The 12,717-nt window shown below is 70.6% G+C and carries 13 protein-coding genes and 1 tRNA gene; 6 read left to right on the top strand and 8 right to left on the bottom strand.

What is annotated here, in order from left to right:
- Window positions 1-202: 202 nt before the first annotated feature.
- Window positions 203-1,093, bottom strand: coding sequence for an AraC family transcriptional regulator (locus KBC94_RS27125; protein WP_294378078.1), 891 nt, complete (start codon window positions 1,091-1,093; stop codon window positions 203-205).
- Window positions 1,094-1,280: 187 nt separating this feature from the next.
- Between KBC94_RS27125 and KBC94_RS27120 the strand changes: the two genes are divergently transcribed.
- Genes KBC94_RS27120 through KBC94_RS27100 form a run of 5 tightly spaced genes read left to right on the top strand, consistent with a single transcriptional unit; the run spans window position 1,281 to window position 7,221 of the window.
- Window positions 1,281-3,407, top strand: coding sequence for a molybdopterin oxidoreductase family protein (locus tag KBC94_RS27120; protein WP_294378075.1), 2,127 nt, complete (start codon window positions 1,281-1,283; stop codon window positions 3,405-3,407).
- Between the two features lie 18 nt (window positions 3,408-3,425).
- On the top strand, window positions 3,426-3,731 hold the full coding sequence (locus KBC94_RS27115) for a ferredoxin family protein (protein ID WP_066118326.1): 306 nt from the start codon (window positions 3,426-3,428) through the stop codon (window positions 3,729-3,731).
- On the top strand, window positions 3,728-5,062 hold the full coding sequence (locus tag KBC94_RS27110) for an FAD-dependent oxidoreductase (RefSeq protein WP_294378065.1): 1,335 nt from the start codon (window positions 3,728-3,730) through the stop codon (window positions 5,060-5,062). Before KBC94_RS27115 ends, KBC94_RS27110 begins: the two co-directional genes overlap by 4 nt.
- Window positions 5,056-6,084, top strand: a complete 1,029-nt coding sequence (moaA, locus tag KBC94_RS27105) for a GTP 3',8-cyclase MoaA (RefSeq protein ID WP_294378063.1) — start codon at window positions 5,056-5,058, stop codon at window positions 6,082-6,084. The genes KBC94_RS27110 and moaA overlap by 7 nt, the downstream gene beginning before the upstream one ends.
- 60 nt (window positions 6,085-6,144) lie before the next feature.
- Window positions 6,145-7,221, top strand: coding sequence for an RNA methyltransferase (locus KBC94_RS27100; protein WP_294378059.1), 1,077 nt, complete (start codon window positions 6,145-6,147; stop codon window positions 7,219-7,221).
- Here KBC94_RS27100 and KBC94_RS27095 read toward each other — a convergent pair.
- Genes KBC94_RS27095 through KBC94_RS27075 form a run of 5 tightly spaced genes read right to left on the bottom strand, consistent with a single transcriptional unit; the run spans window position 7,145 to window position 10,962 of the window.
- On the bottom strand, window positions 7,145-7,942 hold the full coding sequence (locus KBC94_RS27095; protein WP_294378056.1) for a cyclase family protein: 798 nt from the start codon (window positions 7,940-7,942) through the stop codon (window positions 7,145-7,147). The two genes, KBC94_RS27100 and KBC94_RS27095, sit on opposite strands and share 77 nt — an antisense overlap.
- Window positions 7,943-7,969: 27 nt before the next feature.
- On the bottom strand, window positions 7,970-8,356 hold the full coding sequence (locus tag KBC94_RS27090) for a Rid family hydrolase (protein WP_294378053.1): 387 nt from the start codon (window positions 8,354-8,356) through the stop codon (window positions 7,970-7,972).
- Window positions 8,353-9,339: a Bug family tripartite tricarboxylate transporter substrate binding protein gene (locus KBC94_RS27085; RefSeq protein ID WP_294378050.1), complete on the bottom strand. Its 987-nt coding sequence runs from the start codon at window positions 9,337-9,339 to the stop codon at window positions 8,353-8,355. Before KBC94_RS27085 ends, KBC94_RS27090 begins: the two co-directional genes overlap by 4 nt.
- A 40-nt stretch (window positions 9,340-9,379) precedes the next feature.
- Window positions 9,380-9,811, bottom strand: coding sequence for a hypothetical protein (locus KBC94_RS27080; RefSeq protein ID WP_294378048.1), 432 nt, complete (start codon window positions 9,809-9,811; stop codon window positions 9,380-9,382).
- Between the two features lie 11 nt (window positions 9,812-9,822).
- Entirely contained in the window at window positions 9,823-10,962 is a 1,140-nt protein-coding gene (locus KBC94_RS27075; protein ID WP_294378046.1) for an aminotransferase class V-fold PLP-dependent enzyme, read from the bottom strand.
- A 38-nt stretch (window positions 10,963-11,000) separates the two neighbouring features.
- Here KBC94_RS27075 and KBC94_RS27070 point away from each other — a divergent pair, with 38 nt between their 5' ends.
- Window positions 11,001-11,696 (top strand): Crp/Fnr family transcriptional regulator, encoded by a 696-nt coding sequence (locus KBC94_RS27070; RefSeq protein WP_294378043.1) that lies wholly within the window; start codon window positions 11,001-11,003, stop codon window positions 11,694-11,696.
- A 131-nt stretch (window positions 11,697-11,827) separates the two neighbouring features.
- Here the strand turns inward: KBC94_RS27070 and KBC94_RS27065 are convergent.
- Both KBC94_RS27065 and KBC94_RS27060 read right to left on the bottom strand, forming a co-directional pair.
- Window positions 11,828-11,902: transfer RNA gene (locus KBC94_RS27065), tRNA-Arg, on the bottom strand.
- 48 nt (window positions 11,903-11,950) lie between these two features.
- Window positions 11,951-12,706 (bottom strand): 1-acyl-sn-glycerol-3-phosphate acyltransferase, encoded by a 756-nt coding sequence (locus tag KBC94_RS27060; RefSeq protein ID WP_294378040.1) that lies wholly within the window; start codon window positions 12,704-12,706, stop codon window positions 11,951-11,953.
- Window positions 12,707-12,717 lie beyond the last annotated feature (11 nt).

Genomic DNA, 12,717 nt, shown 5'->3' with positions numbered 1-12,717 from the left:
TGGCCGAAAAGGGTACTCTGGAGTAGCCTTCTTGACTGGCGGCGATTATTGGGAGCGCTGGACCGGTCCGCGTTCACGGACTTACCCTGAATTGCGGTGCAGCATGGCGAAGGGAGAAGCGGGCGCAGGCAGGCCCTGCCGAAGCAGGTCGAAGACGGGTGACGAGGCCCTGCAGCAGGGCGGTCCGGAAGACCGGCGAGGCTCAGCGCCGGCCGAGCAGCCGGTACTCCCGCGGCGTGCAGCCCGTGGCGCGGCGGAAGGCCTTGGAGAAGCTCGCGGCCGTGGAGAAGCCCGCTGCATAGGCGATCTCCTCGATGGGGCATTCACGTTCGCGCAGCCAGGCCTTGGCCCGCGCGATGCGCCGCTCGGCGACGAAGGCATGCGGCGGCTGGCCGGTCGCAGCGCGGAAGCTGCGGGTGAAGTGGCCCACGCTCATGCAGGCGACCTCGGCCAGTTCGGCCACGCTCAGCTCCAGGTCCAGCCTGGCATCGATGGCGTCGAGCACCCGGGCCAGACGTCGGCTGTCCATGGGGCGCGCCGCCTTCTCGACCAGCGGCCGTGCGGGCCCTTCTTCGGCATAGTGACGCAGCAGGTGGGCGCTGAGCGCCACCGACAGGCTTTCCACCAGCAGCCGGCCGGCGCCCGACTCCTGGTTCAGCTCGGCCACGATCTGCTGTGCGACGGCCGCCACGAAGGGATCGTGCTCGATGGTCTGGTAGCGCAGCACGGCGCGCGCAGGATCGATGTCGAACTCGCGCTGCACCGTGTCGGCAAACGGCCGGGCCGGCAGGAACAGGTGCAGGCAGTCGGCCATGGGCTGGACGACGTTGATGTATTCCTCTTCGATGCCGGCGGGGCACAGCCAGATGGTGCCCGGCCGCCCCACGGTGTTCTCGCGCCGGCCGCCGCCCCGGCGGTCCACGCGGGTGTGGCCGCCGAGCTGGATGGCGACCTCGGTGTCGCGCGGCACCAGCCGCGGCAGCTCGCCCGCCGCATGGCTCCAGCGCTCGGCCAGGACATGACGCCAGCCCTGCGCATTGGAGGTCTGGTGCATCGTGCTGTTGACGTACTTGTCGACCGAATGTCCCAACATGGTGCTGGCGGGGTTGTCGATGCGCCGCGGCGGTGGGTGTGGGGCGCTGCACGCAGTTTCCGTGCCAATGGTCGACATGGCCGAGCGGGACAAAAACAGAGCAAACCCGGACAAGGGCTTCGGGGCCTTGCCTCGCCAGACTCGATGCATCCCACCGATGCGCCGACGAGCGAAAGGAAAGAACGCCATGACCCGCACCACCGTGATGGGCGCCTGCCCGCATGACTGCCCCGACACCTGCTCCCTCATCACCACGGTCGAAGATGGCAAGGCCATCGCCGTGCGCGGCAATCCCGACCATCCCTTCACCCGCGGCCGGCTGTGCGTGAAGGTCAACAACTACCAGGACCGCGTCTACAGCGACCAGCGCCTGCTCTATCCCATGCGGCGTACCGGCCCCAAGGGCAGCGGCCAGTTCGAGCGCATCGGCTGGGACGAGGCCATTGCCGAGATCGCCGCGCGCTTCAAGGACGTGATCGCGCAGGACGGGCCGCAGGCCATCCTGCCCTACAGCTACCTGGGCACGCAGGGCATCCTCAACGGGCTGAACGTGGGCGATCCACTGTTCAACAAGCTGGGCGCCACCGTGTGCGAACGCACCTTCTGCGACTCGGGCTCGTGCACCGCCTACATGATGACCATCGGCCACACGCCGGGCGTGGACCCCGAGAGCTTCGTGCATGCGCGCTACATCATCCTGTGGGCCTGCAACACGCTCAGCACCAACTCGCACCACTGGCCCTTCATCGAACAGGCCAAGAAGAACGGCGCCAAGCTGGTGGTGATCGACCCGGTGCGCACGCGCACCGCGCGGCTGGCCGACTGGCACATCCCCATCCGCCCCGGCACCGACGGCGCACTGGCGCTGGCCATGGCGCACATCCTGATCAAGGAAGGCCAGCTGGACCGCGACTACATCGCGCAGCACACCGTCGGCTTCGACGAGCTGGCCGAGCGCGTGGCGCAGTACACGCCCGAGTTCGCGGCCGGGGAGACGGGCATTCCGGTCGAGGACATCCTCAAGCTCACGCGTGAGTACGCCAGCACGCCGCCGGCCGTGATCCGCATCGGCGTGGCGGTGGAGCGCCATGCGGGCGGCGGGCAAACGGTGCGCGCCATCTCCTGCCTGCCGGCGCTGATCGGCGCCTGGAAGCATGTGGGCGGCGGCCTGCTGCAGTTGCCCATCTGGGCCTTCCCGGTCAACTGGCCCGGCCTGATGCGTCCGGACCTGCAGCCTGCCTCGATGCGCGTGATCAACAGCTGGCGACTGGGCCCGGCGCTCAATGGCGAGCTGCCTTCGGGGCCGCCCATCCGCGCCCTCTTCGTCTACAACGCCAACCCCATGGCCATGGTGTGCGAGCAGGACAGGATCGCCCAGGGCCTGGCGCGCGAGGACCTGTTCACCGTGGTCAGCGAGCACTTCATGACCGACACGGCGCGCTATGCCGACATCGTGCTGCCTGCCACGACGCAGCTGGAGCAGGAGGACATCATGTTCTCCTGGGGGCACCTCTACCTCAGCTACAACAACCAGGCCATCGCGCCGTTGGGCGAGGCCATCCCCAACACCGAGCTGTTCCGCCGCCTGGCGAAGGCGCTGGGCATCGACGACCCCTTCTTCCAGCGCAGCGACGCGCAGATGATCGCGGAGTCGATGGACTGGAGCAGCCCCGTGATGCAGGGCATCACGCTGGACGAACTCAAGGCGCGCGGCTACATGCGCCTGGCCATGCCCGCGGCGGCCGACTGGGCGCCGCACCGCGAGGGCAACTTTCCGACGCCCTCGGGCAAGTGCGAGTTCAAGTCCTCATTGGCCGATGGGGGCAACTTCGTCGCGCCGCTGTTCCGCCAGGGCTACGGTGCCGACCAGTCGGGCGAGCCGGTGGACCCGCTGCCGCACTACATCCGTCCCAACGAAACCCCGGCCACCGCGCCAGTGCTGGCCGAGCGCTACCCGCTGAGCCTGATCTCGCCCAAGAGCCATGCCTTCCTCAACTCCAACTTCGGCAACCTGCCGGCGCAGCAGATGCAGGCCGGCGAGGAACAGCTGGTGCTGCTGCATCCGGAAGACGCCGGCCGACGCGGCATCGAGGCCGGCACGCCCATCCGCGTGTTCAACGACCGCGGTGCCTTCGAGGCCAAGGCCACGCTGTCGGCCGACGTGATGCCCGGCCTGGTGGTGGCGCCCTCGGGCTACTGGCACCGCAGCAGCCGTGGCACCGGCAACGTGCATGCGATCACGCCGACCGTGTTCGCGGACCTGGGGCGCGCGCCGACCTTCTCGGACACGCTGGTGCAGGTCGCAGCCCTCTGAGCGGAAGACGGACACCCCATGGCCTACGTCGTCACCGACCTGTGCAGCGGCTGCCGCTACACCGAATGCGTCACCGTCTGTCCCGTGGAGTGCTTCCACGTCGACGAACGCATGACCTACATCGACCCCGACAACTGCATCGACTGCGGCGGCTGCGCGCCCATCTGCCCGGTCGGCGCCATCCAGGCGGACTTCCTGCTGGCGGCGGACAAGAAGGAATGGATCGGCATCAACCGCGAGCGCGCCGCGCTGACGCCGGTGCTCACGCAGCGCCTGCCGCCGCTGCCGGGCGCGCCGGCGCTGCCGCAGGGCGCAGGCGCATGAGTGCCCCACCCGTCGGCCCCCGCATCGCCGTCGTCGGCGCCGGCCCCAGCGGCTTCTACACCGCCGAGGCGCTGCTGCGCGCCGGCATTCCCGGCCTGCAGGTGGACCTGATCGAGCGCCTGCCGGTGCCGCATGGCCTGGTGCGCTACGGCGTGGCGCCGGACCATCCCAAGCTCAAGCAGGTGAGCGCCGTGTTCGAGCGCATTGCCGCCATGCCGGGCATGCGCTTCGTGGGCGGCGTGGCGCTGGGCCAGGACGTGACGCTGGACGATCTGCGCCGCAGCTACCACGCGGTGGTGCTGGCCACCGGCGCCGCGCAGAGCCGGCGCCTCGGCATACCCGGCGAGAACCTGCCCGGCTGCCATGCGGCCGGCGACTTCGTCGGCTGGTACAACGGCCACCCCGACCAGCGCGACTGCCACTTCGACCTCTCGGCCGAACGGGCCGTGGTGGTGGGCCACGGCAACGTGGCGCTGGACGTCGCGCGCATCCTGACGCGGCCGGTGGACGAACTGCGCCGCACCGACATCGCCGCCCATGCGCTCGACGCTCTGGCCGACAGCCGCGTGCGCGAGGTGGTCGTGGTGGGCCGCCGCGGGCCGGCGCAGACGCACTTCTCGCCCAAGGAGCTGCACGAGTTCGGCACCCTGGCCGGCTGCGATGCGCTGCTGGACGGCAGCGACTGGACGGCGCGCAGCTTCGAGCCACTGCCCGAGGCGGACGCCGAAGCCCGCGCGGCGATCCAACTGCTGCGAGGCTTCTCGACGCATGCGCCCGCGCAGCCGCGGCGCTGCGTGTTTCGCTTCCACCTGGCGCCGGCCGCCATCAGCGGCCACGGGCGGGTGCAGGCCATGCACTTCGTCCGCCCGCCGGAGGCCCCGGCCGGCGGCGAGCTGACGCTGGACTGCGGCCTGGTCTTCGCCAGCGTGGGCCGTCGCGCGCTGCCGCTGCCCGGCGTGCCCTACGACGCCGGGCGAGGCGTGCATGCCAACGCGCACGGGCGCATCACCGAAGCCGGCCGGCCCGTGGCCGGGCTGTATGTCTGCGGCTGGGCCAAGCGCGGGCCGCAAGGCACCATCGGCAGCAACCGCGCCTGCGGCGTGCAGACGGCCGAAGCCGTGCTGGCCGACCTGCCCTTGCTGCGCGAGCGGCACGTGTCGCCGACCCTCGCCATGCAGGCCGCCTGCGAACGCGCCGTGGACCATAGCGCCTGGCAGCGCATCGACCGCGCCGAACTCGCCCGCGGCACCGCCCTGGGCAAGCCGCGCGAGAAATTCGTCGACGTGGACGCGATGCGGGCCGCTGCCCGCCTGGAGGCCACCGCATGCTGATGGACACCCGCAGCCGGGGCGCACTTCCCCCGCTGGTCGACCCCTTCGGCCGCGCGGTGCGCTACCTGCGCCTGTCGGTCACCGACCGCTGCAACCTGCGCTGCGCCTACTGCATGCCGCAGGACATGCGCTTCGCGCCCAGCCCGGAGCTGCTGTCGCTGGAGGAGCTGGAGCGCGTGGCGCGTGCCTTCATGCGTCAGGGCGTGCGCAAGCTGCGCATCACCGGCGGCGAGCCGCTGGTGCGCCGCGGCATCCTCTCGCTGTTCGAGGGCCTGTCCGATGGCCTGCGGGACGGCTCGCTGGACGAGCTGACGCTCACCACCAACGGCACCCGCCTGCCGCAGCTGGCCGAAGGGCTGGCCGCGGCCGGCGTGCGGCGCATCAACATCTCGCTCGACACGCTCGACGCCGATCGCTTTGCGCAGCTCACGCGCGGCGGCTCGCTGCAGGCGGTGCTGGACGGCATCGACGCCGCGCTGGACGCGGGCCTGGCCGTCAAGCTCAACGCCGTCGCGCTGCGCGGCAGCACCGAGCACGAGATCCACGACCTGATCGCTTTCGCGCATGGCCGCGGCATGGCGTTGACGCTGATCGAGACCATGCCGCTCGGCGACACCGGCATGGACCGGGCAGACGGCTTCCTGAGCCTGGCAGCGCTGCGCCGGCAGATCGCGCAGCGCTGGACGCTTGCCGATGTGGCCGAAGGCAGCGGCGGTCCGGCCCGCTATGCGCGCGTGGCGCAGACCGGCGGCCTGCTCGGCTTCATCACGCCGCTCACGCAGCATTTCTGCGGCGACTGCAACCGTGTGCGCGTCACGGCCATGGGCATGCTCCACACCTGCCTGGGCCACGAGGACGGCACCGACCTGCGACGCGCGCTGCGCGCCTCGGCCAATGACGATGCGCTGCATGCCGCCATCGACGGCGCCATCGCCCGCAAGCCGCAGGGCCACGACTTCCGCATCACCGGGCGCGAACAGCCCGTGCGGCTGGTGCGGCACATGTCGGTGACCGGCGGATAGGCCGCGTGGGGCAGGGTCGAAGACGGGCGCGCTAGCATCGCCGCCTTACTCCTCGCCCCCATGCATCTCCACGACCTGCGCCTTCGCCTGCGCGCCGCTGGCGCGGGCCCCAGCCACGAGCACCGCATCCTGCGCACTTGGTCGCAGGCGCTGCCGCGCGATGGCGGCAAGCGACCGACCGCCAACTACTTTCCCGCCGGCCTGCTGGCCGAACTGCCCGCCATCGATGCCGAGCTGGCGGCGCTGGCGCGCGTGCAGGCGGTGCACCCCGGTGAGGACGGCGCCGAGCGCCTGCTGGTGGGCCTGGCCGATGGCCAGACGGTGGAAAGCGTGCTGCTGCCGCGCGGCGGCGTGTGCGTCTCGTCGCAGGTCGGCTGCGCGGTGGGCTGCCAGTTCTGCATGACGGGCCAGGCCGGCCTGCTGCGCCAGGTGCGCAGCGCCGAGATCGTGGCCCAGGTGGCCCTGGCACGGGCCCGGCGACCGGTGAGCCGCGTGGTGTTCATGGGCATGGGCGAGCCCTCGCACAACCTCGACGGCGTGCTGGAGGCCATCGACTTCCTGGGCACCGTGGGCAACGTCGGCCACAAGAACCTGGTCTTCTCGACCGTGGGCGACCCGCGTGCCTTCGAGCGGCTGCACCGGCAGACGGTGCGGCCCGCGCTGGCCCTGTCGCTGCACACCACCGACGCCGCGCTGCGTCGCCGCCTGCTGCCGCGCGCGCCCGACCTCACGCCCGAGCAACTGGTGGAGGCGGCCGATGCGTACGCCCGCGCCAGCAGCTACCCGGTGCAGTACCAGTGGACGCTGCTGGAAGGCATCAACGACCGGCCCGAGGACATCGAGGGCCTGGTGCGCCTGCTGCGCGGCCGCTGGGGCGTGCTCAACCTGATCCCCTTCAACAGCGTGGAAGGCAGCGGCTTCGCCCGGCCCACGCTCGACCATTGCGAGCGCATGGCGCGCACGCTGCACGCGCGCGGCATCCTGACCAAGCTGCGGCATTCCGCGGGGCAGGATGTGGATGGCGGCTGTGGCCAGCTGCGCGCGCGGGCGCTGGGTGGCGCTACGCAGCCGCTGCTGCGGGCGCCTCGACCAGCGCCAGCACCCGCAGCGGACTGCCCGAGCCTTCCTCGATCTTGAGTGGTGCCGAGATGATCAGCGCGCCGGTGGGCGGCAGCTGATCGAGGTTGCGCAGGCACTGCAGGCCGTAGCGGTTGGCACCGTGCATCAGCGTGTGGCACGGGTAGGCCAGCGGCCAGGCGTAGGACTGGCCGGCATCGGTGTTGATGGTCTCCACGCCGAAGCCATGCACCTCGCGCTCGCGGATCAGCCATTCGACCGCCGCCTGCGTGGGGCCGGGGGTGTGCGCGCCATCCTCACGCATGTTGACGAAGGCGGCCGGGTCCGCCAGGCGCTTCGACCAGTCGGTGCGCAGCAGCACCCAGGCACCTTTCGGGATGCGGCCGTGCGCCGACTCCCATGCCTGCAGGAACTCCACCGTCAGCAGCCAGTCGTCGTTCGCGGCCACCTGCGCACTGGCATCGACCACCACGGCCGGCGCGATGAACTGCTCGGGTGCGATGGTGTCGACGGTGTTGCCTGCATGGTCGCGGCCGCTCACCCAGTGGGCGGGCGCGTCGAAATGCGTGCCCGTGTGTTCGCCGCAGGAGAAGTTGTTCCAGTACCAGCCCGGGCCGGCTTCGTCGTAGCGCGAGATGCGTTCCTTCTTGAAGGCCGCCACCTGGCCGAACTGGGGCGGCAGCTGCAGCGGCGGAAAGTCTTCGCTCAGCGTGTGGGTGAGGTCGATGGTGCGGATGGTCTGCGCGCGCATCGCCGCGGCAAGCTGGGTCAGTAGGGTCATCGGTGGTCCTGGTTGGGAGGGAGAAGGTCAGGCGTTGCGCCGGGCGGTCACTTCGATCTCGACCCGTGCGCCCTCCACGGCGAGCGGGCTGCACACGGTGGTGTTGGCCGGGCGGTTGTCGCCCAGTCGCCGTCGCAACGCATGGCTGACGGCCACCACATCGCCGCGGTCGGGCACGTAGACGCGCACGCGCACCACGTCGTCGAAGCCGGCGCCCGCCTCGGCGAGCGCATCGCCGATGGTGTCGAGCGCCAGTTCGGCCTGGGCTGCGGCGCCCTCGGGAAGGCGGCCAGTGCGGAAGTCCTGTCCCACGGTGCCGGAGACGAAGACCCAGCGGCCATCGACCACCGCCCGTGCGTAGCCGGCCAGCTCTTCCCAGCGCGAGCCGCTCAGGATGAAGCGGCGGCCGTTCATGTCGCCTTGAAGCCGGAATCGCGGATCACCTTGCCCCAGGTGGCGTTGGCGTCGACCACCCAGCGCCCCACCTCGGCGGAGGACGCGGGCGTGACCTCGTTGCCCATCTTGGCCAGCCGCTCCTGCAGGTCCGGTTGCGCCAGCACGGTGCGCACGGCACGCTCGAAGGGCTCGACCACCTCGGGCGGCACGCCCTTGGGGCCGAAGAAGGCGAGCCAGGGGTTCTTGTCGATGCCCGCAAAGCCCAGCTCGCGGAAGGTGGGAATGTCCGGCGCGGTGCGGCTGCGCGTCTCGCCCGAGCTGGCGAGGATGCGCACCTTGCCGACCCGGTGGTGCTCGATCAACTCGGTCATCGAGGCGATGCCGATCGGGATCTGGCCGGCGAGCAGGTCCTGCACCATCGGCGCGCCGCCCTTGTAGGGCACGGAGTTCAGCGGCACGCCGAAGGACTGGCCGATCACATGACCGATGAACTGCGGCACGCTGCCTGCGGCCGGGATGCCGTAGTTGGCCTCGGTGGGCCGGGCCTTGACCCAACTGCCGAGTTCGGCCATCGAGGTGACCCCCGTGGCCGCGCTCACCGCCAGCACGTTGTAGTAGCTGGCCACGCCGGCCAGCGGCGTGAAGTCGCGCACCGCGTCATAGCCTGCCGCCGCGATCGTGAGCGGCACGATGACCTGCGTGTGATCGATGGACAGCATGATGGTCGAGCCGTCGGGCGCGGCGGCCTTCAGCGCCTGCGCCGCGATCTGGCCACCGGCGCCGGGCTTGTTGTCGATGACGAAGACCTGGCCGTTCATGGCCTTGCCCAGGCGGTCGACGATGGCGCGGGCCACCACGTCGGTGGCGCCTCCTGGCGGAAAGCCCACCAGCACGCGCACCGGGCCGCTGTAGGGCTTGGCGCCCGCGGCAAGCGGCAGCGACGAAAGCGCGGGCAGCGCGCAGGCGGCGGGAAAGAGGCGGCTGAACTGGCGTCGGTTCATGGCAGGGGTCCTCGGTTCATGGCGTCGTGGAAAAGAAAGCTCATCGGGCGAGCAGCGACTGGATCAGCAGCACTTCCACCTCGTGGCAGCGCACCAGGCGCAGCCAGCGTGCGTCGTCCATGTCGGGCTTGCGCGCGGCATGGAGGCTGATGCGGCAGCCGGGCGTCGCTGCACCGGGCAGGGACGCGGCCTCGACCGTGGCGTGGATGCGGGGCGCCAGCGCATCGGGCGCGCCGCCGACGTGATAGGTGACCCTGCCGCGCGCCGCATCGAGCACCGGCCGCACAAAGCCCTCGGAGCCGTCGAACAGCGAATGGCCCTGCACCACGCCATCACCCACGTCACGGGTCTGCCAGCAGCCCAGCGCCCAGCGGCCGAGTTCCAGGCCGTCGACCAGGAAGGCCAACGCCCGGTCGGCGGGCACGGCGCACAGCACCGACGCGCAATGGATGGAAGCGGGAATGGCATCCATGACGGTGCCGTTCAGCGCGTCAGTCGCGCCAGCTCACGCAGCGCGCCGACCACGTCTTCCGCCGTGTTGTAGAAGTGCGGCGCGATGCGGATCACGTCGTTGCGGGCCGACACCACGAAGCCGGCAGCCAGCATCCGCGCCTCCACGTCGGCGGCGTTGCGCACGCGGATCGCGGTGTTGGCCCCCTTGGCGCCGGGGGCCGTCGGGCTCACCACCTCGAGTCCGAGACGTGGCGCCTCTTCCAGCGCCACGGCCGAGAGCAGGCCCAGCCACTCCTCGATGGCCGGCACGCCGACCTCGTTGAGCAGGCCGATGCTGGCGCGCGCCACGCTCGCGCACATCATGGGGGGCGTGCCCGTGTTGAAGCGTTGCGCACTCGCGGCAAAGTCCAGCCGGGCAGGATCGAAGGCGAAGGGATTGACCCGGCCGAACCAGCCGGTGACGGCCGGCTCCAGCTGGCGAGCCAGCTCGGGTCGCACGTAGAGGAAGGCGATGCCCGGAATGCCCAGCAGGTACTTCTGGGCGCCGGCGGCGAGCATGTCGACGCCCTGGGCGCGCACGTCGATGGCCAGCGAACCGGCCGACTGGTAGGCATCGACGAACTGCAGCGCGCCCTGCGCGCGCGCGGCGGCACCCGTGGCGGCGATGTCCACGAGCTGCCCGTCATAGAAGCAGGCCTGCGACACGGAGACCAGCGCGGTGGACGCGTCGATGGCCTGCACGAGCCGGGCCGTGGTGTCGCTCGCGCCGGGTCGGGCCTGCACGAAATGCACCCGGGCGCCGCGCCGCGACTGCTGCGCCAGCCACACGTGGCAGACCGAAGGAAAGTCCAGGCTGCCGGTGACGATGCCGTCGCGCCCGTCCTCGAAGCGCAGTGCCGAGGCGATGCTGGACGCGGCATCGGACACGCTGCCGAGCACCGCCACATCGTCGGCATCGGCATGGATCATGCGAGCGAACTCGGCACGCGCCAGCGCCACCTGTTCCATCCAGTAGCCCCAGTCGGCACCACGCGTGGTCCACACCGCCAGGTAGTCGTCGATGGCCTGCTTGACCGGCAGGCTCATCGCGCTCTGCGAGCAGCTCGACAACTGGACGGTGTTCTCCAGGATGGGGAAAAGCTTTCGGTATGAAGAAAATGGATGAGTCATGACGCTGTTGTTGTGGAGGCCTTGGGATGCTTGAAGCGATGAATCCGCACGCCGGCGCGGCGGCTTCGCCTTCGGCCTGGATCGAGGTGCCGCAGTTCGACTGGCAGGCACTGGCGGCGGCCGGCGTCCTGCCTGCGGTGGCTTTCCACAAGGGCCAGACGCTGTTCTCGCAGGGGGATGCCGCAACGCATGTGCAGCTCATCGAACAGGGGCGGGTCCGGCTGATGCTGTGGTCCGAATCCGGTCACGAGAAGCACCTGGCCATCGTCGGCCGCCATGGCCTGGTGGGCGAGTGCAGCGCCTTTCTGGATGGCCGGCAGTCGATGACGGCCGTGGCCTCGTGCGACGGGATGGCGCGCCAGATCGAGCGCACCCATCTGCTGCGCTGCATGCAGGCCGACGCCACCTGTCTGCGGCAGGTGCTGTGGCTCATGGGCACCAAGCTGCGCGTACTGGCGCAGCAGAACCTGCTGTTGAGCCAGACCAGCGCGGCCGAGCGTGTCGTGCACCACCTGCTGCAGCTGGCCGACACCTATGGCGAGACGCAGACCGCGGGCGTGGCGATCGGCGTCTCCTTCACGCACCAGGAGATGGCCAACATCACCGGCCTGAGCCGCGTGATGACCTCGAACGTGATGAGCCAGCTGCAAGGCCAGGGGCTGATCGAGATGGCGAAGTCCCATTGCGTGATCCGCGACATGCAGGGGTTGCGGCGACTGGCGCCGAAGCTGTAGACGCCCGGGGGCGGCGCAGCCAGTCTAGGAACGCGGCTGGGGGGTGTATGTCAACGGCTTTACAAGGTGCATCGCGCAATGCCCCCCAAAGAGAAAGCCCGCACAGGCGTTGGCATGTGCGGGCTTGAAGGTGGTGCCCCCAGCAGGAATCGAACCTGCATCTGCCCCTTAGGAGGGGGCCGTTCTATCCATTGAACTATAGGGACCGGGGCACTGGCCGCGCGCCGTGGGAGGCCGGCGGCAGGCCCGCGACTTTAACCCAAGCGGCCGGCCTCGCCGCGCAGGGCCAGCACGTCGGCATGCAGGCTCTGTGCCCAGCCGCGGCGGTCGTGGCCCTCGGCCGGTTGGGGTTCACCGAACTGCACGACGGCCACCAGCGGTGGCGCGCGCAGGGTGCGCCACAGCGAGCTGATCAGGGTGTCGTCGTCGATGTAGATCGGCGCGAAGCTCACGTCGCCAGTGGCGGCATCCAGGAAGCGAAGCGCCACCGGCTGCACCGGCGCATCGGCCGAGATGGCCGACTGCAGCAGGTTGGCATGGAAGGGCAGCAGGCCGCGGCCGTCGCTGGTGGTGCCTTCGGGGAAGACGGCGATGCGGTCGCCCGCGCGCAGCGCCTCGGCCATGTGGTGTGCCACGCGCAGCGCATCGCGGCGCTTTTCGCGCTCGATGTAGAGCGTGCCGGCGCCGGTGGCCAGCGTGCCGATCAGCGGCCAGTGCCGCACGGCCGACTTGGAGACGAAGCGCACATGGCGGGCCGCATGCAAGGTCATGATGTCCAGCCACGAGACATGGTTGGCCACCACGAGCACCGGCCCCGTCTGGGGCACGGGCCCGCGCACCACCAGGCGGATGCCCAGCAATTGCAGCGCGCGCTGCGCCCAGCGCTCCACATGATCGGCCCGCGCCGGCGCGTCCAGCGCATCGAATCGGCGGCGGATGATCCACCAGCCCCGCAGGGCATGGGCCAGCAGCCGCACAAGGCGGCCAAGCGCGACAAGGGATCGGGGCATGGGTGTCGGTC

This window comes from Pseudacidovorax sp. (assembly GCF_017991995.1).
In the GTDB taxonomy this organism is placed as follows: Bacteria; Pseudomonadota; Gammaproteobacteria; order Burkholderiales; family Burkholderiaceae_C; genus Xenophilus.
This window is presented reverse-complemented; position numbering and strand designations above follow the sequence as displayed.